Here is a 26,170-nt window from a genome sequence, read left to right on the forward strand (position 1 = left end):
TTGCAATAACAAGCCACAAAAAAAACTATGACTTCCTCAATACAAAGAACAATACTTCTTCTTCATTTACTATGTTTAACAACTGTTTTAGGCCAGGAATATTCAATTACAGGAAAAATTATCGACGAGAACAAAACAGGTATTGAAGGAACAGAAATTATATTGTTGAGTGAGGGAAACATAGTTAATTCTGCCATTACTGATAGTGATGGAAACTTTACTATTAAAAATAAACCGGGTTTATATTCTCTTCGTTTTTATTTTGTTGGAACAGTTATTTATCAAACTGATTTTAACCTCGATAAAAATATCGATTTAGGTACGCTTGAATCTTTCGACAATTCTACGCAATTGAGAGAAGTTGAAGTTACCTCCAAAAAACGGGTTATTGAAAACAAAGTAGACCGAACAGTCTTTAATGTAGAAAACAGTATCCGTTCTACCGGCAGCGATGGTTTTGAATTACTAAAAGGTACACCAGGTGTGTTTATTTCAGGAAATCAAATTGGCATTGTTGGAAAAAGTACTGTTAGTGTAATGATTGATGATAAAATGGTCAATTTATCCGGTAACGAATTAATCAATTATTTGCGAGGTATTAGTTCAGAAAATATCAAAAACATTGAAGTAATTACAACTCCACCGGCAAAATATGATGCACAGGGAAACAGTGGTTTAATCAATATCAAATTAAAAAAAGCTCCCGAAGATTCTTGGGCAGTAAATCTTCGTAATTATTACATGCAAAATTCGTATCCTTCCTATTTGGGCGGAGTGAGTTTTACTTTTAATAAAAATAAATTAAGTCTTTTTACCGATTACATCAGACAAACCGGACATGATAAATATTGGGAAAACTTATCTAACCAATTTGAAACAGAAAGTTGGGAAGGAAGCACCAAAAGAAAAGACACCCGCGACATCAATCGACTAGCCTTTACATTAGATTATAAAATTTCTGATAAAGCCAGTATTGGAACAAAATACATCGGATTACTCGACAATCCGGATACGGCCGACAGAAATATCACGGCTGTTAGAGATAATTCTTCCAACGACATTACTTCTACTTTTTATACAAATGGTTTCAATAAAAATGAAAGTTCTAATCACACGTTAAACGTTTACTATGTTCAAAAACTTGACACATTAGGCAAACAAATTTCGGTTGATTTTGATTATTTTAAATATACAGATGATCAAAACAGAGTTTTTACAACCAGTGAATTTTCACCTGAAAATGTTCAAATTGGTTCAAGTTTTATCGCTAATAACACAAGCTTGCAAGACATTTTAAACTACAGCGGAAAAATAGATTTCGATTTACCAACCAAATGGGCAACCTATGGTTTTGGTGGAAAGTTAAGCTTTGTAAAAAACAAAAGTGATATTGCTTTTTTTAATCTCTCCAGCGGAACTCCAATTTTAGACATTAATCAAACTAACGATTTTGATTATTCTGAAAACACGCAATCTGCCTATGTAAACTTTAAAAAATCACTCAGCGAAAAATGGCAAACACAAATCGGTTTTCGGTATGAAAACACAATTGTTGAGGGCACAACAACTTCACTGGATGTCACACAAAATCAGGAAAACAATTTCAGTTACGACCGTATTTTTCCAACGATGTATCTCACTTATACCCCAAACGAAAACCACAATTTTTCAGTTAATTACAGCAAACGAATTGGTCGCCCTATCTTTTGGCATTTGAATCCGTTTAAAGTGTATATAAATTCATTTACCTACGCAGAAGGAAATCCATTTCTACAACCCTCGTTTACAGACAATTATGAAATAAATTACAATTTCAAAGAAAACCTAAGTTTCAAAATTTATTATTCCAATACAATTGACGGAAGTATGCAACTACCCATCGTTGAAACAAACGATAACGAAACAACATTACGCTATTTCAGAGATAATTACGTAGATCGATACCAATTTGGTGGTACTATCACTTACTATTTTGATAAAATTTCTTGGTGGGAAAGTTCAAACACAATCAATGGCTACAACAATGTAACAGCCTTTATCAAAGATGTTCCCACTGAAGCAAGAAATGGATTTCAATATCATTTTTACACTTACAATACATTCAACTTAAACAAAAACAAATCACTCAAAGCCGAGGTAAACTATGAATTTCATAGTGCCCGAAGAGATTACTATTTTTCCGCCACACAATACAACAAACTCGATCTTGGACTTCGTTATTCTATCAAAGAAAAAGGATTGAACTTTATTCTAATGGCTTCCGATGTTTTCAGAAGTTACCAAGCCGATTTCACTAGTGTTGTAAATAATGTTGGACAACTCAACAACAGCTATTATGACGAAAGAAAAATTTTATTGGGTGTAACCTATAAATTTGGAAATAAAAAACTTACAGTAAACCAACGAGAAACAGGCAACGAAGAAATTAAAGATCGCCTAAAATAATTTTTTTTCTGCTTTTTGTAACTTTTATATATCTCTTTACGTATAACTACATGAAACTATTATTCAAGTAGAAAATAAATGAGACAGCTTAAAATCACCAAGCAGGTTACTAATCGTGAAACTGCTTCCCTAGACAAATACCTACAAGAAATTGGAAAGGTTGATTTAATTACAGCCGATGAAGAGGTAGAGTTAGCTCAACGCATCAAAGCCGGCGATCAACGTGCTTTGGAAAAGTTGACCAAAGCTAATTTGCGTTTCGTGGTATCTGTTGCTAAACAATATCAAAATCAAGGACTTACACTTCCCGATTTAATTAACGAAGGAAACTTAGGACTTATAAAAGCCGCACAACGTTTTGATGAAACCCGTGGATTCAAATTCATTTCATACGCAGTATGGTGGATTCGTCAATCGATTCTTCAAGCATTGGCAGAACAATCGCGTATCGTTCGTTTGCCATTAAACAAAATTGGTTCTATCAACAAAATCAACAAAATGTATGCTTTGTTAGAGCAATCTAACGAAAGACCACCTTCTGCTGAAGAAATTGCAAAAGAACTTGATATGACTGTAAATGATGTAAAAGAGTCAATGAAAAACTCCGGTCGTCATTTATCCATGGATGCTCCTTTAGTTGAAGGTGAAGATTCAAATTTATATGACGTTTTGCGTTCAGGTGAGTCACCAAATCCTGACAGAGAATTGATTCATGAATCACTTCGCACAGAAATCGAACGTTCATTAGAAACCCTAACCCCAAGAGAAGCAGACGTAGTTCGTTTGTACTTTGGTTTAGGCGATCAACACCCAATGACCCTAGAAGAAATCGGAGAAACCTTCGATTTAACCCGCGAACGTGTTCGTCAAATTAAAGAAAAAGCAATCCGTAGATTAAAACACACCTCAAGAAGTAAAATATTAAAAACTTATTTAGGATAAATTTTTTCTATACCAATTGCCTTTGATTTATAAAAGTAATTCGTATTTTGCGAGTCTAAAATTGACACGTATATACTAAAAATAGTAAAATTACAAACAGTTTAAACTGTTCGTTTTTTGATTGATGATTGAAACTCCGGCTGATTACCGGAGTTTTGCTTTTTTAGGAAGCAAAACTCCAGTCTGTTCGCTTCGCTCGGGTTTCCGGAGTTTTGCTTTTTATATAAATTAATGTTTTATTTGGGCGTGCCCCTCCGACAAGCTACGGGTCAGGCTTTCGCACTCGCTTTTTTTCATTGTTCCACTGCGTTACACAATAAAAAAAGAGCTCAAACAATTGCTCAATCCTTCACGCAACTCAGTGCTGAAAAGAAAATTCAGGTTTTAAACAAAAGACTTCCCCGTTTGCCTTTAAAATTTTACTTTTGCACAAACAACTCGTACGGACAACTCGCGAGTTGTCCCTACAAACAACAACACAATGAAAAACACACTAATTGCTCCTTCTGTCTTAGCAGCCGATTTTGCCAACCTACAACGCGATATTGAAATGATTAATCATAGTGAGGCCGATTGGTTTCACATCGACATTATGGATGGGGTTTTTGTGCCAAACATTTCTTTCGGAATGCCGGTTTTAGAAGCTATTGCTAAACATGCCAAAAAAACAATCGATGTGCATTTAATGATTGTCGATCCCGATCGCTATATCAAAACATTTGCTCAATTAGGCTCAACCAACCTGACTGTGCATTATGAAGCTTGCACACATTTACACAGAACACTTCAGGCCATTAAAGCCGAAGGAATGAAAGCTGGAGTTGCTTTGAATCCGCATACGCCGGTTAGTTTATTAGAAGACATTATTAACGACATTGATTTGGTTTGTCTAATGAGTGTCAATCCTGGTTTTGGAGGACAATCATTCATCGAAAAAACCTATAAAAAAGTAAAAGAACTAAAAGAAATCATCACAAGAAACAACGCTTCAACTTTAATTGAAATTGATGGTGGAGTAACCAATAAAAATGCCCAACAACTAGCCGAAGCCGGAGCCGATGTGTTAGTGGCAGGAAACTTTGTTTTTAAATCAGAAAATCCGACTCAGACAATATCGGATTTGAAGAAGTTGTTGGAAAATTGTTAGAATTTTTGAACTAAATTTAAGTTTAACGTTATGTGATTTCTCCTTCGTCGAAATGACACACTGCATGGAGAAATCACACAAATCAATTCTCGAAAAGCTTTAAAAATTAAATTCCCTAATACTGTTCCAACAAATACTTTATAATATCCGTAGTTGTCACAATACCAACCAACAAATCGCCTTCCACAACGGGAAGTGCATGAAACTCTCTTGTAGATAAAATTTCTGCCACTTCTTTGATGGTGGTTTCCGGTGCAACTGTCACTAACTTTTTTGCCATTACTTGTTCAACGGTAAACATATTATAAACAGTTACGTCAACCACTTCATCATCGTCGTCAACGGCATCTACGAATGAAATTCGCAGTAAATCCGTATAACTTAACATTCCGATAATTTTATTGCTATTGACAACCGGAATGTGTCGAATATGGTGCTTTTTAAACAGCATTTCTGCTTTAGTCAAATCATCCGTTAAATTGAGTTTGATAACATTTTTTGTCATTATGGTCGAAACCGGAACCTGCTTTTTCATCTTAATCTACTTTAATTCTAAACAAATTTCAGCATTAAATGAACACACACAAATGACAGATATCATAGTTTAATTGAGACTTTTTTTGTATCTTATTCAAACTGAAAATTTATCATTTTTCTTACTTTTTCATACAATTCCGGAAATTCTCTTCTAAAATCATCCGGTGTTTCAAAAAAATGTTCCAACAAAACGGCTATAAATTCAAAACTGTTTGAAAAAGCATAAATTCGAAAATAATTAGATTCTATTAATTTCTGAGCCACCTGTTTTTGAGCCGTATAATCTAAAATTGCATTATAATTTCTGGCAAAAAGAATTGAGCTCTTGTCTGTTCGTTTCAACCCGTGAAAATGTATGGCATGTGCAAATTCATGCAAACCTAAATTCAGATTATCATTGTGGTATTCATATCCTTCCAAAAAATCTTTCCATGAAAAGACAATGGCTTTCATTCTCGGATTAAATTCGCCTTTGTGCCAAGCATCATTAGAAGTGGAATAATAAGGCTCAGGGTAAATTATAATTTTATCAAAAACATCGATCAAATACTTTCGCATTCCAAAAGTTAACTTGACCGCTGTGGCTGAAATGAAAACTTTTATTTCCTCATTTAAAACCAATTCTTCTTTGGTAATAAATTGATAATTGGCCATAAAAGTAGCCAACCGATGCTCAAAATGTTTCTTTTTTTTATTGGATAGACGGTTATAAAAAGTAATTTTCTGTCGCAAAATTCGCTGTTGCTCTTGTGTCAACTTTTTTGGTATAAAATAGAAATGTACAAAAATTGGTTTGTGAAATAGTTTGGCATAAAAATACTCTACAACATAAAAAACAACAATTGAAATCAAGACAAATCCTAATAATAAAACAACCAAAATAAAAACGTTCATGTCATCCATCACTATGCTTTTTCTGGTTATTTTATCAATTTACTAATTCGTTCTTTTATCAATCAACGTAGTTGGTTTTCTGTTTTCCGGAGAAAAAATAATCGGTAATAAATCTTCTTTAGTCACCACTTCCAATTTTGGAGTAACTCTCAATTTTGCTTTAAAATGATTTTTCACTTCGTGAATAAATTCCTCCGAATTATTGAGAGTAACAATTTTAATTAAAATCTCATCTGTTCCTAAATCGTTAGTGAAAATTTCGATAACATGGTTTTCAATTGCTTCAAAAGAAGTGAGCAAATCGTGCATAGCCGGCGGATACAAAGTGGTTCCTTTATATTTAATCATGTGTTGTTTTCTACCAACCACCGGACCCAAACGCAATGAATTTCTTCCGCATTGGCAAGCATCGGTGTGCAACTGAACAATATCACCGGTTTTAAATCGCAAAAGCGGCATGGCTTCTACTCCTAATGTGGTAATGACCAACTCTCCTGTTTCGCCTTGTTTAACGGGTTTATTGTCATTATCTAACACTTCCACAATAATTAATTCCGGATGATGATGACCGCCATGAAAAGTTTCACATTCGGTGAAAGCCGTACTCATTTCTGTAGAAGCATAAGAAGAAAACAACTGAATAGGCCATTTTTGTGTGATTTTATCCGAAAGCAAAGTGGGATTAAAATCCTGATCACGCAAGGCTTCGCCAATGCAAATTACACCTTTTACACTTGATGATTTGTAATCAATTTGATGATTTTCGGCATATTCAATCAGTTTCAATAAAAAAGAAGGTACTGAAATTAAATAGGCCGGTTTGTATTTTAAAATGGAATCCCATTGTAATTCAGGAATTCCGGAACCCACTCGAATGACACCCGCTCCTAGTTTTCGTAAACCTAAAAAATAAGCTAATCCGGCCATAAATCGTCGATCCATCGTGGTCATCAACTGAACTACATCGCCTTTTTGAATTCCGGCACATTGAAAAGAAATGGATTCATTATAGGCTAATCTTTCCAAATCATTATCAGTTAAACCAATAGTTACCGGACTTCCTAATGTTCCAGAAGTGGTAACGTAATCAATAATTTTGTCTCGGGTAACACAAAAAAAGTCGTCGTTAAATTCCTGTAAATCCGTTTTAGTGGTCACCGGAATTTGCTGCAAATCTTCCAGTGATTGAATTGAATCAACATCAATTTTATATTGAGAAAATAGTCGTTTGTAAAAAGGTGAATTTTGATTCAAATAAGCCAACAATTCCTTGAGCTTTTCACTCTGAAATGCATAAATTTCTTCAACCGAAGCCTTTTCTATTGCTGGAATCATTCTGTTTATTTATTAATTTTCTTTAAATAATTTTCAATCTTTTTTCTATCCGGAAGGGTTGTGATTTCTTTTTCGAGAGCTTTTTTAAATTCAATTTCAGCTGCTTTATACCATCCTTTTTGGAAATAATATTCACCTATTTTGGAATAAACCAACCAAAAATCAGGATTTAAATTTTGATATTCCTTAGCAAACCCTGTTTCCAAAGTTAACTTTTCTTTTAAAACCTTATCTAACTTTCTATCTAAAATTCTAAACTTTTCATAATCGGCATATTCTTTCGTGTTTAAAAAATCATCTTTTGGAATAATTGCGGATTCTTTGACAGAAACAGTAAAATCTCCTTTCATTTTACTAAAAACTTCATTCAAATCATACGCTACAAATTCGCCCAATTGATAGGGATTGGAAGAAACCCAAACCATCAATTGTTCCGGTTTAAAAATCACGGCATGATGAGCCCGAAGTTGATTGAGAGCTTTTTCGTTTCCAAACCCGATTTTGAGTTCGGCAAGTCCATCTTTATTTCGGAGAATTTCGGCCATTTTTTGTGGATTCATTTTATCTTTTTCATCCAACAATTCATTCATTCTATCAAAACGATATTTGGAATGACTTTCTTTGATATGCTCAACATTTCGCTCATCTGATTGATACGCTTTGCTTTGAAAATGATTGGAACAAACAAGTTGATTAGAATTTTCAACTTCATAAACATCAAAATTATCGGAAGCCATTTCAATCAAAACTGCCTTTTTGTCTTTGGCACTTCCCACCATAATTGATTCGGAAACAAACACTTCTCTTTTTTTGGCAATCGCAATTGCTTCATCTATCGTGGAAGCATACTGCAAAATTTCTCTGGTTACAATTGATATTGGCGTTTTTGCAACCAACGGAATATCCGATTTTCCTGCATTGATAGTTACGGTTAATCCTTCAGCATTCATTCCGGAAAGCACACCAATCATTCCGCCCCAAGTAACATTCATAAACGGAATTCCTTTTTCAGGTTTAACGAACAGAATTATTTTATCTTTTGCAAAATCATCTCCTGCATAAAAATCGAAATTTCTACCGATGAGTAGCGAACCATCTTCCGATTTATCGCCCCAAACCGCCATGGAAGAACAGCCTACCAAAGCCAAATCCTGCAAAGCATGGCCAATATCGTGTGCTCCGTGAAGGTAGAGATTTCTGAGGTATTTGGGTGCGATAGAATTAAAATCGTTTGATGCATATTCTGAAATACCGTAGATTTCTGTTTTAAATTCTTCCGGAATATGCAGATAAAGTTTTCGGTTATACCATTTTAGAAATTGCCGTAATACTTTTTGTTTGAACGTTGACGGAACCATTTCCTGTATTTTCGAAAAAAAAATACGTTCTTGATTTAAAAATAAATCTTCCGATAAACCTCCAATTAATAATCCTCTTTGTAATTCATCTCCGGTAACATGGAGTTCCCAAAGTTGCTGTTTGTTTTTTATTAAAAAATTTTCGCCTGAGACAAAAAGAGAATCATTCCGTTTTTCGATGATTGGTTTCTCAAATTTAGAAGATGCTAATTGTGGTTTATCCTGCAGCGATTTGGAAATTCCACACGACAAAAAAGTGGTTCCAATAAAAAGGAAAAGTATTATTTTGAATACAATTTTCATTCCTTTGCTTTGAGTTCGTTGTTTATTTTATTGACCAAATATTCTTTTCCGAGAATTTCAGAACAAGTTACTACAGCTCCAATTGTTACACCTAAAACGCCGTGCATGCTGATACTCTGACCAGTAAGAAAAAGATTTTCGATCTTAGTTTTTGGGGAAATAAAAGTTACCATTGGGTTGTTTGAATCTTTTACATAACCATATAAATTTCCATTATGACCGCCAATATAATCTCGGTAAGAAAGTGGCGTAGAAGCATGAACCGATTTAATGCATTCTCTGATATTTGGCATTTTCTTTTCGATTTCTTTTAGAAAAATTTCAATTTTATCGTTCTTGAATTTTTCATATTCTTCTCCTCTATCTTCTTTATTAGCAACTGTATTCTTGGTGTTTTCCCATTGTTTTACTTCGTCAAAACGCATGTAGGTTATGGCGGTTAAACTTTCTGCCCAAACTTGATTTTCTTCTGAAACATTCATCGAAACCATATAACATTCCGGCCAAGATTCTTGTGTATATTCGGCTGCTTTCCAAATTCGAGCTGCATCTTTTACGTGGTAATTATTGTAATTTCGATAAGGCAAACACTCGGATTTCAACACAATATAAATACTAAATGGAGCAACAATTGCTTCTAAACCCTGAATTCTGTCGTAATACGATTTTCTGAACTTATCCTTTCCTATTAATTTCAACGTTGTTTTAGGTTCTATATTAGAAATAAAAATATCTCCAAAATATTCGTTTCCGTTGTTAGTTTTTGCAGAAATTAATTTGCCGTCTTCATAACCAAAACCAACTACTTCGTTGTGTTTATAGGTTTCGCCACCAAATTTTTTAAATTGCTTGATAAGTTGTTTTGTGATTTGACTTCCTCCATTTAAACATCGCCAAGAGCTTTGAATATAGGAATTTACAGAAAGAGCGTGCACATAAAAAGGCGTTCTGTAATCATCTCCGGCATACAAAAAATTGGAACCGGCTAAAACTGCTCTTAATTTTTCGTTGGGAACTAATTCATCCAAAAGGGCTTTTGCATTAATGGAAAGCACTTCGTTTTGGTAACCACCTTCATTTTTTAAATTATAAAGCGGAAATGAATCGCATGCATAAACCAGTTTTTCGCAATACTTTCTGAGCACTTCTTCTTCATCCGGGAAATATTTCAACAATTGTTGCACAAAATTTTCATACCCTTGAGCATGCGGATATTGATTCGGATCGCCTTCAAAAGTAATGACATCATAACCATCTTCATCCATCTTTTTTAGTTTAAGATGTTCCATGATTCCGATGTATGAAAAATAACTGTGTAAATTCTCGCCTTTATTCAAACCGCCGATATAGTGAATTCCGGTATCAAAAATAGTTTTATCGCGAACAAAGGTTTGCAGATTACCACCAAATTGGTTGTTTTTTTCTAAGACACAAACACTTTTTCCTTCTTTGGCAAGAATAATGGCTGAAACTAATCCGCCAAGACCGCTTCCCACAATGACAACATCATATTTCTTTTTCAAATTCACGGTTTAATAAAAACTAATTTGGTTGTTTCTTCTTTTAAAATATTAAATCCGGCTTTTAGAATAGCATCTTTCAATTCAAAATTATTCAGTAAGATGATTTTTTTCGGCTTAGAAATATAATCAGTCAAAATTGATTCTTCTGTTTTTGAAGAAATTAGTAAGGTATCAAAATTACCAATTTCCGTCAATTCCTCAACATAACAAATATCACGTTTTTTGACTAAATAACTAGTTCTTGCTACACTTCTTTTTTCTTCATCTAGAATATAACTTTGAATCTTTCTTTTGGCTTGTTGCAAGGTGAGCAAAACATCTAATTGACCATAATCATTCGCAAAATGAAGAATTTTTGCAGACGAAGAAATATCATCATTTAGATTGAAATAGATCATTTTATTCTTTTCAAAATCAGATTTTACAGCTTTAATAATTTCTGATTCTTTATAGAGAAAACTCAAAAAGAGTTTATTTTTAAAATAATTTTCATCTTCTCTTTCACTTCTAATTTTAGCGAATTCTTGTCTGAAAAGTTTATTAATCGATTTGGTTCTTTCGGAATAATTTACTCCAAAAGAAGTGTCTGAAGCTTCAATTCGTTTTCCAATTATTACAGTAATGTTTTCATCATAAATAATATGATCTCCTTTGGGAAGAGTTTCTGCATTTCCATGAATATAAATCGGTAAAATATCCAAATCAAACTGTTCTGCCAAATAGAATGCTCCTTTGTGAAAACGCTTAATATCATTGTCTTCAGAACGCGTTCCTTCCGGAAAAACCATCAAAAGATAACCGTGTTCGACTCTTTTTTTCAAATGCTCAACACCGCCTTCGAGTCCTTGCGAAACAGGATAATAGCCTGCTAAGCGAACCACTCCACCAAAAACAGGCGATTTATACACCCAATCATTTACCAAATAAATCACACGATGCGTCACCATTCCGGTTGCTAACGTGTCTAAAAAAGAAGTATGATTGGCAATTACGATAGCCGATTTCTCGAACTTTTCACCATGCAAATTCAGAATTTTCTTTTTAACAAACGGATTAGAATATAAAACCGATTTCATGAATTTAGAAATGATTTTTCTAAACCAACTTGTTCTTGTTTTGGCATTCACGGGCAATAAGTACAATATGATTCTTCCAAAGAAAGAAAAAATTAAACCTCCCGTTCCATAATAAATAAAAGACAATGTAGAATGAACCAGCAATCGAAGTGAAATAGGTGATTTCCCCTTTTTTGGTCGGTTAGTAATGCAAATGGCAAACAAAATCGGATAGAAAACAAATGTGATAATTAATGCTGAAAAAATCCCGATTAAAGAAACTGTTGAAATTGATTTTAGAGCGGGATGTTTCGCAAAAATTAAAGCTCCAATTGCCAAAATTGTTGTGATTACCGCCATTAAAATAGAAGCTCGGTAAGTGGGCAAAACACTTTTACCATAGGTATGTTCTTTCTGCAAAGCACTAGTCATAAAGATACTGAAATCGACTCCCAATCCAAAAATCATCGTGCAAACAATAGTGCTGAAAATATTGAGCTGCAATCCGAATAGATTCATTAAGCCACCAGTTACAATTCCGGTAATGATGATTGGAATGGCACTCAGAATCACTAATTCAATTCTTCTAAAAAACACAAAAAGAATTATAAAAACAGCAATTAAAGAATAGTTTATCAAGTTTGTAAAATCATCACGCAACTGACCTAAAAAGGTTTCGTTCATGTGTTTTCGATCGATTATGACTAGATTTTCATTCTTTGAAATAGCTTCCACAAATTGTTCTCTTTCATTCAAATTCAGTTTGACTAGAGAAGAAATTGTGTAAAAACCTTCTTTTTTAGAAACAAATTCTTTTAAAAACAACGCGTTTACTGCTTCATAATCGCTGAATTGTATGGTTGCAAAATCTTCTTTTAATAAAGTAAAAAATTGCTGATGTGTTTCTTCTTTAAATCCGAATGATTCGCCGTTTGCAATCAAACTTTTTTCGAGAAACTCTTTCTTTTTAGGAGTCCAAAAAGTGTTCCATTTTTCAATTTTTTGTTTTTGATCGTTTTCTGACAAAACCAATCCGCCTATGGAACTAAAAGTTAATATTTCTTTGTTTTCTTTTCGTTCGCTTAGGTCTTTATAAATTGTGTTGGCATGAGCCAAGGCTTCATCAATCGTATTCCCGTAAGAAGTGAGATAAATTGATTTTGAAGTTAAATTTGTCGCATTTTCTAATTTGCTTTCTGCCAATTTAATTTCATCAGGAACATAATTCAGTTCGGATAAATTGTTGTTGAAGGTTACATTTTTAAACGTAAACAAGCTTACCACAATAATTATCAAACAAGAAATGATTAAAAATTTATTTTTATGGAACGAAAAAAAAGCAATTTTATCTAAAACAGAACTAGATTGCTCTTCTATTTTCACTTTTGGTTTGTATAAATGTGGTACAATTAAAAGCGAAAAAACAGCCGAAACCATGACACAAACCGCTGCAAAAATTCCTAAATCTTTCAAAGCTTCCGAATGCACAAAGAGCAAACACAAAAAGGCAATTGCTGTGGTGCTACTGCTCATGAGCAATGGCTTTACAATGTCTTTATAAAGCGTTTCAACATTGTTGTTGTGTTTGTAATGCGTGAGAATGTGCAGTGAATAATCAATGGTGACACCCAACAAAACGGCTCCCACACTCAATGAAATTGCCGAAATGCTATCTTTCATAAAACACAAAACAGCCAAAGCGATTGCAATTCCAAAAACAGTTGGTAGAAAAATGATAATTGGCACTAAAATATTTCGGTAAAAAAATATTAAAATCAAGACCAATAGACTTAATGAAATGATTATCGTTTTCATTATGTCTTGCTTAATTTGCTTGGCATTTGCAACCGCTATAAAGGAAGACCCAAAATAGGTTAACTCGGATTTTCCTTTAAATTCATCGTTAAGCTGTTGCTGAATTTCTTGTAGTTTCTCTACAAACAACTGACTTTTTTCGGTTTCGGTTCCGGCTAATTTTGGGCTAATGAAAAGTAATAGTTTGGAATTGTCTTTGGTAAGTAAAAAACCATCTTTCAATTGAAAATCATCGCCACTATTGAGTTCCTGTAATTTTTTTAAACCCATAAAAGAAATGCCGAGCGGGTCATTTAGAATGAAATCCTTGGCTACAATTCCAGTTGGAGAAATAAGGGTTTTATAGTTTTTTTCAACCTGAACAGAAATACTATCGTTATTAAGTTTTTTATCAATTAATGCATAATCGGATTCATCCAAAAAAAGTGGTAAATTATCATACACAAATTCAATGGTCTGTTGAATGTTATCATCATCCACTTTTCCTTGAATTTCCTCAATATATTGATTTAGTGAAGTTGTTTTTTCTAAAAATGCAGTAGCGGTTTCAATCAAATCCTCTTCTGAACCATTTTTATCTTTTTCGATAATGACAGTTATTTTATCTGAAAAATTAATTTGCTGAAGCACTTTTGCCGTTACATCCGATTTATCACTTTTGGGAATAATTCTGGTAACATCTTCTTCAAATTGAATTTGAGCTGCAAAAAACCCAAAAAAGCACAACACAGCAACTGCCATTGCAATAGCCAAGATTTTTTTTCGCTCGACAAAGCGATAAATGGCAATAAAAAATTGATGCATGCTTCCTTTTAATTAGTCGATTTTTTGGTCAGCGAAAGTAGCAAATAACTTCCAAGTCCAAAAACAATTGCTGTAACAGTTGCTAACACAAAACTTCCCACAAGATATTGTGTTAAATTGGATTTTACAACATCCAATGTGATAGAATGATCAAATTGAAGCGGTTTTGTATTTCCCACAAAAAAAGACCCTATTTCTAATGACCCAAAAATAATAAACGGAATCATTGGCGGAAAGCTTATGTTTGAAAAAGCGAAAGATAAAGCTTTGTTCAACCTAAATAAAACGGCCAAAGAAATGGACAAAATGGTTTGAAAACCCCAAAAAGGAGCAATTCCGATAAAAACACCCAAAGCGATGGAAGTTGCTTTTTTGATGTTTGAATCTGAACTGGCTAAGACATCTTCGCGAATGAAATCTTTAAACTTTTTTTTTACCAATTTTTGAAAAAAATCTCTTGGTTTGATATAAAATAGTGTGATGATTACCAAAACCGTATTCAACACACTAATTCGGCTGAAATCACGAAACGGACGAAAATGTGAAACCCGTTCATTTGGATCATATAAAATATTGATGGGAATATTTTTTACCGGAATTCCATTCCATGCTGTACGAACGATGACTTCGATTTCAAATTCAAACTTTCGGGTAAAGAATTTCTTAGGTATCGAATTTAATGGATATAATCGATAACCTGATTGCGTATCGTCAAGTTTAATACCTGTTTCAAACCAAAACCAAAAATTGGAAAATTTATTGCCAAAACTACTTTTTTTGGGCACGCCGTCTTGGTTCATGTTCCGGCTTCCGATGAGTAAAACGTCTCTATTTTCTTCTTCCAAAGCTTTCCAAAAAAGGGGAATATCATGCGGAAAATGCTGTCCATCAGAATCAATCGTAATGGCAAAATTATAATTTAATTGTTTTACTTTTTTAAATCCTTCCCGCAAAGCAACTCCTTTTCCTTTATTTTCAGGAAAATGAATTTGAGTCAGTTGAGTATATTTTTTTAAGATTGAAAACGTTTCATCGGTAGAACCATCGTTTACGATGATGATGTTTTGCGTATAATTGAGCACTCCATCAATAACTCGTTGAAGCGTTTTTTGGTTGTTATAGGTTGGAATAATAACACACGTTTCCGCTTGAATTTTACTATTGATGTGGATTTCATTCATAAAATTAGGGTTAGTTTTTCAATAACTCCTTCTCTTGTGCGGTAAACGATTGTGATTGGTTGATAAACGTTAACAAATGTTCTTTTAAGGATTTGTTTTGTTTATCAAATGTAGTTAAAATAAGTTGTTTATCTTCTTGAATGTTGCCTTTGTAATTAAGGATTTTTGGTGTATTTTCTTGAATGCTTAACCTGATTAATCTAATTTCGGCATTGTTTGGATCTGCTTTCAATGCTTTTTCAAGAATTTGAATTCCTTTTGTAAAAAGGTCTTTTTTTGTTTTTCTGTCTGATGCAAATTTTGCTTTCAAAGCGATTGAAGCACCTTTGTAGGCCAACATTGTTTTATTATCGCCGGCATAATTTGCCATGGAATCATTGAATTCTTCAGCATTTTCCTTTGATTTTGAAGCCTGAATATAATTTTCTCTCACGATTGAAAGATCCTGACTACCGGAGAAAAAAATTAGGAATACTATGGAAAATAAAAACTTCAAATTATGCTTTTTTGTAGGTGTTGAATAATTTTAACGCAACGGTTTCATCAAAAAAAGTAGTGTTTTTTACTTTAATTTCAGAATCTAAATCTCCGCTTAAATCGAGCTCCAAACGTAATTTTGCATTTACTTCCGGATTAATTAATGCCATGAATTTGACATTTGAAGAGCTTTTTAAAATCAAAGAACTTCCCAAGATTTCTTGAGAAAGTTCTTTGATAATTTGCATCATACAAACACCCGGCGTTACTGGATTTCCGGGAAAATGACCTTTGAAAATGGCATGTTCTTTGTTTAAAAAAACAGTAGCATTATATTTTTCATCTGAAATTTTATCGATATTTTCAACTGTGTAAAAATCCTTTAGTAACATGGGTTTATTTTTATATGAAATATACGTTTTTTATTTTAAATCAAAAGAATACGAAACGCCGAATTGAAATAACTGATTTAATCTCACATCATCAAAATTTCCGTTCCCGTTTTCATCGTTGTATTCATTATAATTATCGCCAAATATATCGACTAAACCTTGTTTGAATCGAACATCAACAGCTAATCCGTTTTTAAAAGTATAGCCAATTCCACCCATTAGAGCAAAATCAACTCCTATTAATTCATCACTAAAAAAAGTTGGTAAATTATCACCTACTTTAAAATCGATAGTTGGGCCAACTAAAACATTAAATCCACCCCCAAAAGTAAATTTATTTGTAATTCCCAAAGATAAATAGTCTATTGAATAGTTGTCATTGTCTGCTTTAAACCCTTGTCTTGAATAAATTACCTCAGGTTGTAAAGAGTAGAAATCTACAAATTTTAATTCAAATTGACCACCAACAAAAAAATCAGTTTTTGAATCAACTTCAAAGTTTGTGACCTTTGCAATATTTACCCCGGCTCTCACTCCCGGTTTAAACTCAAATTGTGCATTTGAAACCAAAGTTCCTGAAAAAATAAAAACGAAAATTGCTAAACACTTCTTCATGATTAAAATATTTAAAGTTTATTTTAAGTCAAAAGTATAAGAAACGCCTAATTGAAACAAAAAGTTGGTGTTATAATTCCCAACATCATACGAATTATTGCTAAAATAATCTGTTTCATAAATATCGATAACTCCTTTTTTAAGTCTGGCTTCAATTGATAAATCTTTAGTAACATTAAACCCTAATCCTAACAAGAAGGCTAAATCAACATCCGACTGAGTAAATCTGCTTTGTCCCGCTTGAAAGTCGATTGTTGGTCCGAAATGCATGTTAAATTTATCATTAAACGTAAATTTATTCACAATAGCGAAAGAAATATAATCAACAGAAATATCTTGTTTAAAAGCATCATAATTACCTGTTTGATTGTTATAAACCTCAACTAACACATCATTTCCACCTTGTTTAGAATAGCTAATTTCAGGTTGCAAAGTATAGTATTTTGTAAGTTTCAATTCTCCAAAACCTGCAATATAAAAATCGGTTCGTGTGGAAGCGTCTGATTGTGTGATTTTAGACAAATTCAAACCTGCTCTAAGTCCCGGTTTAAAGGTTACTTGAGCGTTTACTTGTGTTAATCCGAAGAAAAACAATAATGCAATAACTATTCTTTTCATAACTTGATTATTTAATTACTAATTTGATTTAATTCAATTTTTAACTTGATATTTTTATGCTCAATGTTAATTTTTTCGGCAAAAGTAGTGTTTTTTCCTTCAAAGCGAATAACAACTTTTTCTTTTGTTTTGGTTGTATGTGAGAGTTGTATTAACTTTTTTTCAGATTTACTTTCATACAAATAGTTGAATCGTTTACCATCGTTTACTTTGTAAATTGTATGTGATTGATTTTCAAAAACTTCTTCTACTTTATGATTTTGTCTAAAAACTAACCTAAAATCATCTTTTAAAGTGTTGAGCACAATTTTCTTATTCAATTCATCTACACAATAATTCACTTTAAAACTGTTTTCAGATACTTCAAAATCAAGTAACGTATTGCCAAAATCTGTAGTTAAAACGGCACGATGAAGCGTGTCATTCATTTTTTTTGCAACAAAAATTCCTCCTAACTGTTTTCCGTAAACTTCAATGCTGGCTTTGTAAACATAATCTTTTTCAGAATCGGAGAAGTAGAGATTTTGAAAGTTTTTTTGGTTACTTTCTATCTTGGTTGTATTTGTAATTTCATACGTTTTGCATGAAATGAACAACACAAACAAACTACTAATGATTAAAAACCGCATCATCAATTTTGACATTTAGCTGTTTATTTTTAAATACAATTTTGGTAAAATCGTTCGATGGTTCAATTAATCTTACTTGAGAAACAGTTGATTCTCCGATTGGAAAATATAATTCTACCAACTTAATATACTTTTTTATAGTAGCCGTTTTAGGTGTTAATTTGGTGATGTTAAATTCTTTGTTTTTGAAATATTCGATTGAAAATTCTTCGTCATCAAACAAGTTTCCGCTCACGCTTCCTACTATCAATTTATTAATTTTTTCAAACATCTTGCTGTTTCCTGCATTGATGCTACTTTTTTTACCTTGATCATTAATGTAGACTTTATTATTTTTAAAAACAATGCTGTACTGATAAGGATTGGTATATTGCCAATTCAGTAAATTAGGCGATTTGAAATACATTTTACCTGAAGTTTCAATGTCTTTTGATAAAAAACTCAAGTGTTTATATTGAACAAAATCGGTTTTTAATGATTTGATTGTTTTGGTTTCTTTTTCAACCGAAGTTTTAAAGGTAGAAATTTCAGCTGCTGACATTTTCTGTTCTTGAGCAAAAACAGAAAAATTCATACATAAAACAAAAAGCAATATCCTAATTTTCATAAGCCGAAAGATTTAAAAGTTCATCCACTGCAACAATGGAATAATTTTCTGATTTCAAAAATAGCAATAACCGTTCCAATACATTTACTGATTTTTGAGAAGTATCGTGCAAAAGAATAATTCCGCCCGGTTTAATTTTATTTTTTACGCGTTCGAAAATAGTATTTTCATCTTCATAAACCGTGTCTAAAGAGCGAATATTCCAACCAACCACAAGGTGTTTAGTTTCTGAAACTGCTTTGGAAATCATTGGATTGGTTACACCAAACGGTGGACGGAAAAAATTCATTTTAATACCTGATAATTGTTCTACCAATTTATTTGTTTTGGTAATTTCATCTACAACTTTTTGAGAAGAAAAAAATCCGAAATTTTCAGAATGGGAATAACTGTGATTGCCAATTAAATGACCATCAGAAATAATTCTTTTAAAAAGTTCGGGATTATTTTCAATTTGTTTTCCGATGCAAAAAAAAGTGGCTTTCACGTTGAATTTTTTCAGCAAATCCAGTACTTTTTCGGTCATTTCGTGCGGACCATCATCAAATGTTAACGCAATTTCCTTTGTAGTAGAATTTGGTTTTGAAGAATACGCTTTGGTAAAATAGTTTAATCGAATATCAAAAGAACCCCAAGCGGTTAATCCCAACCAAACTAAAAAAAGAAGTAAAAAAATTGTCCAATGAACTGCTGTAAAAAAGGTGAGAGTAAACAAAACCAATACAACAGCAACACAAAAAAGAACTATTTTTTTATGTTTTAGCATTTTTTGAGTAAGGTTAAACTATGGTCTTTTCCTCGGTATTGATTGTAAAGTAAAACGGTTTGATAATTTCCTTTTTCAGCAGAATTCATTTTTACATCGGTGGGAATAGTTTGTAATTTCAACATATTCAGTGCCATCCAAAGTCCGAACCCCGAAGCAGTGTAAAATTCACCACTTAAATGTTTGTAATAAGCTTGAGGAGTTGTGTTCAATAAATCGCTAACTTGATTAAAATATACATCAAATTCCACATCACCATTATTGCCAAGTACAACTAAATCTAAATCGTTTGGATTGATTTTATTATCACTTAAAAATGTTTTTACATAATCCTGAACTTCATCAACTTCCAATGAATTTAGGATGGAAATAGCTTCCAACGTTGCATAAGAACTTTCCTTTTGCTGATTCTCAAGCACAAAAAAACTTGCTCCTTCGCTCAAAATCATTCCTTTAGAAGTTGGATTTAAAACTGAAAACGGTGCATCTTCTTGCTTTTTAATTTTACCTGCAATACGTTGCACATCAATATTGTGTTGAGCTGTTTCATCAATTCCGCCTACTAAAACCGAATTAGCTTCGTCTGTTTCAATTTGAAGTTTAGCATCTAACAATGCTGTTTCAAAAGAAACTGCTCCGTTTACATACGTAAAATTATATCCTTTGCACTGTAACCCAAGTGCAATTTGTCCTGCAACCGTATTATGCGTAGATTGTATGAAAGAAGTTGGCGTTAAAAACTGTTCATTATTATCTAAAATGGCTTTAAGAAATTTTTCAGAATCTTCTAAACATCCCATTCCGGTTCCGGTTATAATGGCATCCGGGAGAGCAAGATTGGCTTCTTTTAAGGCTTGTGTTGATGTAAAAATTCCCATTTTTACCCCTTTAGCCATTCTTCTAATGAAAGAAGGCGAAATAACTTCGGTATAAGAAGGTTGTTTGGCATTCAAAACTGTTTCTGTTGTATTGATTTCAACTTCTGATAAAAAATTGGAATCAACTACTTTTTGAGCCGAAATGCATCCTATACCATTGATATAACTCTTTTTCATTTGTTTTTAGAAAATAGAACAGTTGAACAATTTCCTCCAAAACCAAACGAATTCGACAGCACATGATTGATCGATTTCTCTTTCAATGTGGTTTGTGGAATCAAATTAAATTCTTCCATTGGTTTTTTAAAATTCATATTCGGAAAAACCAAATTATGCTGTAAAGCCAAGACACTATAGACTGCTTCGATTGCAGCAGCAGCTGCTAATGTGTGACCTGTAAATGCTTTTGTGGAGCTAAAATCCGGCACATTATCTGTAAACATTCTCAAAATGGCTCTTCCTTCAGACAAATCGTTGTTTGGTGTTGCCGTTCCGTGAGCGTTGATGTAATCAATATCTTCCGGTTTCAAATCAGCCAATTTGAATGCTTTTTGCATCGCTAAAAACGCTCCTTCGCCATTTTCAGATGAAGCAGTTTGATGAAAAGCATCGTTGGCATTTCCAAAACCGCTGACATAAGCCAATACTTTTTTATTGTTTTTTTGAACAATTTCATCGGATTCTAACACTAAAAAAGCAGCTGCTTCACCGAGATTTAAACCTTTTCGGTCGTTATCAAAAGGTGTGTTGTATGTGTCAGACAAAATCATCAACGTTTTAAATCCGTTGATTGTGAATTTCGCTAAAGCATCGGTTCCGCCCACAATCACTCGGTCTAATTGCCCGGATTGAATTAATCTGCAACCTAACATAATGGCATTTGCAGCAGAAGAACAAGCCGTGCTAACGGTTGTAACCATTCCTTTCAAACCAATATAATCGGCTATTTGATGAGAAGAATCGCCCGCATCATGACTATTGAGGAATCGTCTGACTGATTCATCTTGATAATAATCATAAAAATATTTTTCGTTTAAATCCATTCCGCCAACGCTTGTGGCAGAAATAAATCCGCTACGGCAATCGTTTATGTTGCTAATGTTGGCATTTTCAATAGCTTCGCAAACAGCAATTGCTCCTAATAAAGTTGTTCTGGAAAAATTGTTGTCTTGAGACAAATTGAGTTTTTGAGCTAATTGTTGGTTGGTTAATTTAATTTCGCCCACCATAATTACCTCTTTGTGAATTGTTTCTAAATTTTCGATAGTAGAAATTCCGGTTTTACCGTTTTTTAACGATTGAAAGTTTTCTTCAACAGAATTTCCTATTGAAGAAATGATTCCCATTCCGGTTATTGCAACTCTTTTATTCATTAACAATTATTTATTTTGTACGATTTGCAGCGATATAATTAGCCATTGTTTCAACCGATTGAAAGATGGTTTTTCCTTCTTTTGGATCGGTTAATTTAATACCGTAATCTTTGTCTAACAAAACGATTAATTCGAGAGCATCGATTGAATCTAAACCAATTCCGTCTCCAAACAATGTTTCGTTATCATCAAATTCTTCTACTGAAATGTGTTCTAAATTTAATGCTGCAATAATTTTTGCTTTTAATTCTTGCTTTAATGCTTCCATATTATTATTTGTTCTTTGTTTTATTATTCTACTAAAAATAGTTTTGCCAAATACTTTTCTTCAAAATATTCTACCCATCCGCAAAGCACTTTTGATGCTTTTTTACTTTGTAAAAGTGATTTGGCATATTGCGTCAAAAATACTTCATTATTTTCTTCAAAAACAAAAAAAGCATTTTCAGATTTCAACTGATGTTTAATACTTATTTCTCCTACACAAATGTTTGGTAATGTGTAAACAAAAACGGCAGGACTTGGAAAATAATTTCCCTTGTCATCAATGGAATGCTGGTACTTTACATCGGTGTCTAAACTAGATGATTGGTTAGCAAAAACCAAAGCAATATTGTTTTCTGATTCGGCAACTATTTGTTCATTTAAGACCATTTCTGATGCTAAAAATGCTAATTTACTCAAATTGTCCATTTTAAAAAATTTTGGATAATTAATTCCGAAATTTTTATAAGCAGACTTAGCAAATTCTACAAATGAATCCTCGTCTGATTCAAACACTTTTTCATCATTGATAAAAATTGTATTTGCTTCAATTATGCAAGAAGTTGTTATGGTAAATTGGTTTTCCAAATTAGTTTATCTTTTCAAAAATTACAGCTGTATTGCACCCTCCAAAACCAGAGGCAGTTTTTAAAAAACAATTGATTTCAGCCGTTTTATTCTCTTTAATCACAGCAATAGATTGGGTTGTTCCGTCATTCTGAAATCCTTTTGATAAAATCAATTGATTTCGCTTGGCACTTTCTATTGCGATAACTGTTTCCAACAAACCGGAAGCTCCCAACGTGTGACCGTAAAATCCTTTGAGGCTGTTTACCGGAACGTTTTGCAAATGTAATCTATTGAATGCAATTGCTTCCATTTCATCATTGTATAAAGTAGCGGTTCCGTGTGCGGAAATATAATTGATTTCTTCGGCTTTAATATTTGCCTCATTCAGAGCACTTTCGATACTTCTGAACAATCCTTCGCCGGTTCTTGATGGCCCAGAAATGTGATTGGCATCGTTTATTGCTCCATCTCCACAAATTTTTATATCATTTGAAGTAATTTTATCTTTATCCGAAGTTAAATAAACTGCTGCAGTTGCTTCACCTAAAGTTACTCCATTTCGTTCTGAATCATACGGTTTACAAGGCAATTCACTCATGGCTTGAAAGGAACTAAATCCTGACAATACAAATTCCGAAACCTCATCACCTGCTAAAATAAAAGCATCGTCATAAACACCTACTTGAATCATTCGTTTAGCGACTGCAATTGCCAAAACTCCTGAAACACATGCATTTGAAAGCACAATGGGTTCTGTTGTAAAGCCAAATAATGAACTTATTTTTTTGGCTAAGAAAGCCAATTGAGCTTCTTTTACCGGATTTGAATCTAATTCTAAAGAACTTATATTTCCTTTTGTAGTAGAAAAAACAAAAGCCGTTCGGTTAGAAATTCTATTTTTCTCAACCAAAGGCAATAAAGCCAACAGCAACATTTTTTCTAATTTGGTATACTTTTTATCCGAAACAGAAAAAGGAAAAACAGCTTTATTGAAAACCTCATCCAACTTAGAAGTTGAAATTATCGAAGCGTAAAATTGTTCTAAATTTCCAATATTTTTATGTAACTGAATGCCGCTTTTTCCTTGCTGAAGTGCATCCCAATTGGAATTGACATCAAAACCTAACGGAGTGATGCAATTAGTTTGGGTAATATAGACACTTTTATTGTTCATCAAAAAATTATTTTAAAAGGCCCACTTTTCGTTTCCATTCTTCATAAAATGGAGGATTATTGAGTGACAAATTTCCGTTTACATCCACAAAAACCTGAATTGTTTCACCAGTGCAGGCAATTTCATTATTGGCATCAAAAATTTTATATCTAAAAATCATTTTTGCTGCCGGAGTATCAACAATGGTTGTTTCAATTCGAGCTACATCACCATAACGTAAAGACAATTTATGTTCGCAAACCGATTTTACAATTGGAGTTGTAAAACCATATTTATGCACATCGAGATAGGAAATTCCGTGTTCACGACCAAAGGCTTCTCTCCCATCTTCAAAATAGGTGATATAATAGCCATGCCAAACAATTCCGAGCGGATCAGTTTCGTTAAATCGAACTCTGATATCTTTGGAAATGGTTAACTGCGAAGCTTCATCATACTGCTCTTTTCTTTTTGTCATAAGCGATTGCAATGGTTACTGTAATTATAAAAAACAAAAGTAATAAACTTATTTCGGGCAAAATTTCTAAAATACCGCCATTACGAAGTAAAACATCATAAAAAGCGTTCAATCCCCAATTCATTGGCGAAATGTGTGCGATGAATTGCATCACTTTTGGCATGGCAAAAACCGGAATCCAAACTCCTCCCATCGCTGCTAAAATCACCACTGAAGTTGCTCCAAAAGGTGCCGATTGTTCTTGGGTTTTGGCTAATGTTCCCAATAAAATTCCGAAACCAACTGCTGCTAATCCGGCAAAAATGGCTACGATACTCATTAAAAATAATTTTCCGCTTACGTCAAGAGCAGGTAAGCCGATGTGTGGAAAAAGATAAATTCCAACAGCAACCATCAAATAGAATTGAATCATACATATTACCAAATAAGTTGCTGTTTTTCCGGCAATAACAACGGCATAAGGAACAGGATTAGTGATTAATCGCACAAGTGTTCCTTGACTTTTTTCTTTTACAATATTGATGGAAAGCGGCACTACGATGAAAAAAATGGCAAACAACGTCCAAGCCGGCACATTGTGCTGAACTGAGTTGGGTAAAATTTCTTTGTTATCGATAGTTGGCACAATTTCTTTGAAGGAAATAAAACTTTCTTGTTCAAAAACGGGTTCGTCGCCTTCGCCCAATTGTTCTTGAAAAGTGGTGTAAATGGAACTCGTTTCAATTTGAGAAATCATTCGGTCAATGGCATTTTTTACTCCATTTTTAAACGACAATTGCGTTGCGGGGTCAAAATATAACTTTATTTCCTTGGGTTCTATTTTTTGATTTTCAATACTGGAAGAAAGTGAATCGGTTAAGCCAAATGAACTTACGATTCGATCCACATTTTGATTTACTTTTAGTTGTAAATCAGCACTCAATTTTTCCGGAATTATGATAGCTAATTGATACTTTCCTTTAAAAACGGCTTCTTGAGCAACTTCTTCAGTAATATTTTTTCCGTTTAATTGCGTTAGCACTTCAAACGAACCGCTTTCATTTAGATTTTTACGAACTGTTTTTGAAATTGTATCATTATCATTATCCACCAACAAAATTGGAATCTTCACATCAGACATCGATTTATAAGTACCATCTTGAATGAGTGTGATAGTGATGATAAGTATCAATGGCATAACAAAAAGTATTACCAAACCGCCAAAATCTCTTTTGAGTAGTAGCGTTTCTTTGTAAACCGACATGAAAAACTTATATAACATCGCGAAGTTCTTTTCCGGTTAATGAAATAAAAACGTCTTCTAAATTGGAAGCATTTTCAGTTTCGGCAATCAATTGCTTTGGCGTTCCTTGTGCAAAAATTTTACCGCGGTCGATTATGGCAATTTGCGTACAAAAATCTTGAGCTTCAACTAAATGATGAGAAGTATAAATGATAGTTGTCCCTTTAGAATTAAGTTCTTTCAGGTAATCGATAATTACATTTTTAGATTGAACATCTACTCCAACGGTTGGTTCATCTAAAAATAAAATCAACGGATTGTGCAAAATTCCGGCAATCAGGTTTACTCGCCTTTTCATTCCGCCTGAGAAAGTTTCTACTTTTTTATCGGCAAATTTCAATAAACCTAAATGATCCAACGATTGTTCCACTTTTGACTTTAATTCTTTTCCTTTTAACCCATACATACTTCCAAAATACAACAAATTTTCTCTTGCTGTCAGGGTTGGATATAATGCGTATTCTTGCGGAACAACGCCCATTAATTTTTTAATTTCTGTTGCGTTTTTTTGATAGGTTAATTCGTTGATGGAAAATTTCCCTGAAGTAGGTTTGATTAATCCGCAAAGAATGGAAAGCAACGTAGTTTTTCCTGCTCCGTTTGGTCCCAATAACCCAAAGATTTCTTTTTCTTCAATAACTAAATTTAGATTATTTATAGAAAAATCATCGGCATCTTTATACTTTTTAAAAAGCTGTTCGATATGAATTATGGATTTTTTCATGAAAG

Annotated in this window: 25 protein-coding genes; 3 read left to right on the forward strand and 22 right to left on the reverse strand. The window is 33.1% G+C overall.

The genetic code is table 11. The features are described 5' to 3' along the window. Nucleotides 1-27: 27 nt before the first annotated feature. From M0M57_RS03475 to rpe, 3 genes are all read left to right on the forward strand, one after another. A complete protein-coding gene (locus M0M57_RS03475) occupies nucleotides 28-2,445 on the forward strand; it encodes a TonB-dependent receptor (RefSeq protein WP_248435411.1) in 2,418 nt (805 codons plus the stop codon). A 78-nt stretch (nucleotides 2,446-2,523) separates the two neighbouring features. After that, nucleotides 2,524-3,387 carry a sigma-70 family RNA polymerase sigma factor gene (locus M0M57_RS03480; RefSeq protein WP_007804760.1) on the forward strand — a complete coding sequence of 288 codons (864 nt, stop codon included), beginning with the start codon at nucleotides 2,524-2,526 and terminating at the stop codon, nucleotides 3,385-3,387. Between the two features lie 481 nt (nucleotides 3,388-3,868). Next, nucleotides 3,869-4,534 (forward strand): ribulose-phosphate 3-epimerase, encoded by a 666-nt coding sequence (gene rpe, locus M0M57_RS03485; RefSeq protein ID WP_248435413.1) that lies wholly within the window; start codon nucleotides 3,869-3,871, stop codon nucleotides 4,532-4,534. A gap of 115 nt (nucleotides 4,535-4,649) precedes the next feature. Here rpe and M0M57_RS03490 read toward each other — a convergent pair whose 3' ends face one another. From M0M57_RS03490 to M0M57_RS03595, 22 genes are all read right to left on the reverse strand, one after another. Then, nucleotides 4,650-5,069 carry a CBS domain-containing protein gene (locus M0M57_RS03490; protein WP_248435414.1) on the reverse strand — a complete coding sequence of 140 codons (420 nt, stop codon included), beginning with the start codon at nucleotides 5,067-5,069 and terminating at the stop codon, nucleotides 4,650-4,652. Between the two features lie 92 nt (nucleotides 5,070-5,161). Then, nucleotides 5,162-5,974, reverse strand: a complete 813-nt coding sequence (locus M0M57_RS03495; RefSeq protein WP_248435416.1) for a zinc-dependent peptidase — start codon at nucleotides 5,972-5,974, stop codon at nucleotides 5,162-5,164. A gap of 33 nt (nucleotides 5,975-6,007) precedes the next feature. Beyond that, entirely contained in the window at nucleotides 6,008-7,300 is a 1,293-nt protein-coding gene (locus M0M57_RS03500) for a phenylacetate--CoA ligase family protein (protein WP_248435418.1), read from the reverse strand. A 5-nt stretch (nucleotides 7,301-7,305) separates the two neighbouring features. After that, nucleotides 7,306-8,961 carry a C45 family autoproteolytic acyltransferase/hydolase gene (locus tag M0M57_RS03505; protein ID WP_248435419.1) on the reverse strand — a complete coding sequence of 552 codons (1,656 nt, stop codon included), beginning with the start codon at nucleotides 8,959-8,961 and terminating at the stop codon, nucleotides 7,306-7,308. After that, nucleotides 8,958-10,484 (reverse strand): phytoene desaturase family protein, encoded by a 1,527-nt coding sequence (locus tag M0M57_RS03510; RefSeq protein WP_248435421.1) that lies wholly within the window; start codon nucleotides 10,482-10,484, stop codon nucleotides 8,958-8,960. Before M0M57_RS03510 ends, M0M57_RS03505 begins: the two co-directional genes overlap by 4 nt. Before the next feature lie 2 nt (nucleotides 10,485-10,486). Next, nucleotides 10,487-14,158, reverse strand: a complete 3,672-nt coding sequence (locus M0M57_RS03515; RefSeq protein WP_248435423.1) for an MMPL family transporter — start codon at nucleotides 14,156-14,158, stop codon at nucleotides 10,487-10,489. Nucleotides 14,159-14,166: 8 nt separating this feature from the next. Beyond that, a complete protein-coding gene (locus M0M57_RS03520) occupies nucleotides 14,167-15,339 on the reverse strand; it encodes a DUF2062 domain-containing protein (protein ID WP_248435425.1) in 1,173 nt (390 codons plus the stop codon). A 10-nt stretch (nucleotides 15,340-15,349) separates the two neighbouring features. Then, a complete protein-coding gene (locus tag M0M57_RS03525; protein WP_248435426.1) occupies nucleotides 15,350-15,772 on the reverse strand; it encodes a hypothetical protein in 423 nt (140 codons plus the stop codon). Nucleotides 15,773-15,836: 64 nt separating this feature from the next. Next, nucleotides 15,837-16,208 carry a 3-hydroxyacyl-ACP dehydratase gene (locus tag M0M57_RS03530; protein ID WP_248435428.1) on the reverse strand — a complete coding sequence of 124 codons (372 nt, stop codon included), beginning with the start codon at nucleotides 16,206-16,208 and terminating at the stop codon, nucleotides 15,837-15,839. 30 nt (nucleotides 16,209-16,238) lie between these two features. Then, entirely contained in the window at nucleotides 16,239-16,823 is a 585-nt protein-coding gene (locus M0M57_RS03535) for an outer membrane beta-barrel protein (protein ID WP_248435429.1), read from the reverse strand. An 18-nt stretch (nucleotides 16,824-16,841) separates the two neighbouring features. Further along, the gene (locus M0M57_RS03540; RefSeq protein ID WP_248435430.1) at nucleotides 16,842-17,441 is read right to left on the reverse strand and encodes an outer membrane beta-barrel protein; all 600 of its coding nucleotides are present in this window, start codon (nucleotides 17,439-17,441) and stop codon (nucleotides 16,842-16,844) included. Between the two features lie 11 nt (nucleotides 17,442-17,452). Then, nucleotides 17,453-18,085, reverse strand: coding sequence for a hypothetical protein (locus tag M0M57_RS03545; RefSeq protein ID WP_248435431.1), 633 nt, complete (start codon nucleotides 18,083-18,085; stop codon nucleotides 17,453-17,455). Next, on the reverse strand, nucleotides 18,051-18,677 hold the full coding sequence (locus tag M0M57_RS03550; RefSeq protein WP_248435432.1) for a LolA family protein: 627 nt from the start codon (nucleotides 18,675-18,677) through the stop codon (nucleotides 18,051-18,053). Before M0M57_RS03550 ends, M0M57_RS03545 begins: the two co-directional genes overlap by 35 nt. Then, a complete protein-coding gene (locus M0M57_RS03555) occupies nucleotides 18,667-19,443 on the reverse strand; it encodes a polysaccharide deacetylase family protein (RefSeq protein ID WP_248435433.1) in 777 nt (258 codons plus the stop codon). Before M0M57_RS03555 ends, M0M57_RS03550 begins: the two co-directional genes overlap by 11 nt. Then, nucleotides 19,437-20,498 (reverse strand): beta-ketoacyl synthase N-terminal-like domain-containing protein, encoded by a 1,062-nt coding sequence (locus tag M0M57_RS03560; protein ID WP_248435435.1) that lies wholly within the window; start codon nucleotides 20,496-20,498, stop codon nucleotides 19,437-19,439. The genes M0M57_RS03555 and M0M57_RS03560 overlap by 7 nt, the downstream gene beginning before the upstream one ends. After that, nucleotides 20,495-21,694, reverse strand: a complete 1,200-nt coding sequence (locus M0M57_RS03565; RefSeq protein ID WP_248435436.1) for a beta-ketoacyl-[acyl-carrier-protein] synthase family protein — start codon at nucleotides 21,692-21,694, stop codon at nucleotides 20,495-20,497. The genes M0M57_RS03560 and M0M57_RS03565 overlap by 4 nt, the downstream gene beginning before the upstream one ends. A 10-nt stretch (nucleotides 21,695-21,704) precedes the next feature. Beyond that, entirely contained in the window at nucleotides 21,705-21,962 is a 258-nt protein-coding gene (locus M0M57_RS03570) for a phosphopantetheine-binding protein (RefSeq protein WP_248435438.1), read from the reverse strand. Between the two features lie 23 nt (nucleotides 21,963-21,985). Beyond that, the gene (locus tag M0M57_RS03575; protein WP_248435440.1) at nucleotides 21,986-22,546 is read right to left on the reverse strand and encodes a 3-oxoacyl-ACP synthase; all 561 of its coding nucleotides are present in this window, start codon (nucleotides 22,544-22,546) and stop codon (nucleotides 21,986-21,988) included. Nucleotide 22,547: 1 nt separating this feature from the next. Then, entirely contained in the window at nucleotides 22,548-23,702 is a 1,155-nt protein-coding gene (locus tag M0M57_RS03580; RefSeq protein ID WP_248435441.1) for a beta-ketoacyl synthase N-terminal-like domain-containing protein, read from the reverse strand. 7 nt (nucleotides 23,703-23,709) lie between these two features. Then, nucleotides 23,710-24,159: an acyl-CoA thioesterase gene (locus M0M57_RS03585; protein WP_248435443.1), complete on the reverse strand. Its 450-nt coding sequence runs from the start codon at nucleotides 24,157-24,159 to the stop codon at nucleotides 23,710-23,712. Further along, a complete protein-coding gene (locus M0M57_RS03590; RefSeq protein WP_248435444.1) occupies nucleotides 24,134-25,420 on the reverse strand; it encodes an ABC transporter permease in 1,287 nt (428 codons plus the stop codon). The genes M0M57_RS03585 and M0M57_RS03590 overlap by 26 nt, the downstream gene beginning before the upstream one ends. Then, entirely contained in the window at nucleotides 25,410-26,165 is a 756-nt protein-coding gene (locus M0M57_RS03595; protein ID WP_248435446.1) for an ABC transporter ATP-binding protein, read from the reverse strand. The genes M0M57_RS03590 and M0M57_RS03595 overlap by 11 nt, the downstream gene beginning before the upstream one ends. Between the last annotated feature and the right edge of the window lie 5 nt (nucleotides 26,166-26,170).

It is taken from the genome of Flavobacterium azooxidireducens (genome assembly GCF_023195775.1).
In the GTDB taxonomy this organism is placed as follows: domain Bacteria; phylum Bacteroidota; class Bacteroidia; order Flavobacteriales; family Flavobacteriaceae; genus Flavobacterium; species Flavobacterium azooxidireducens.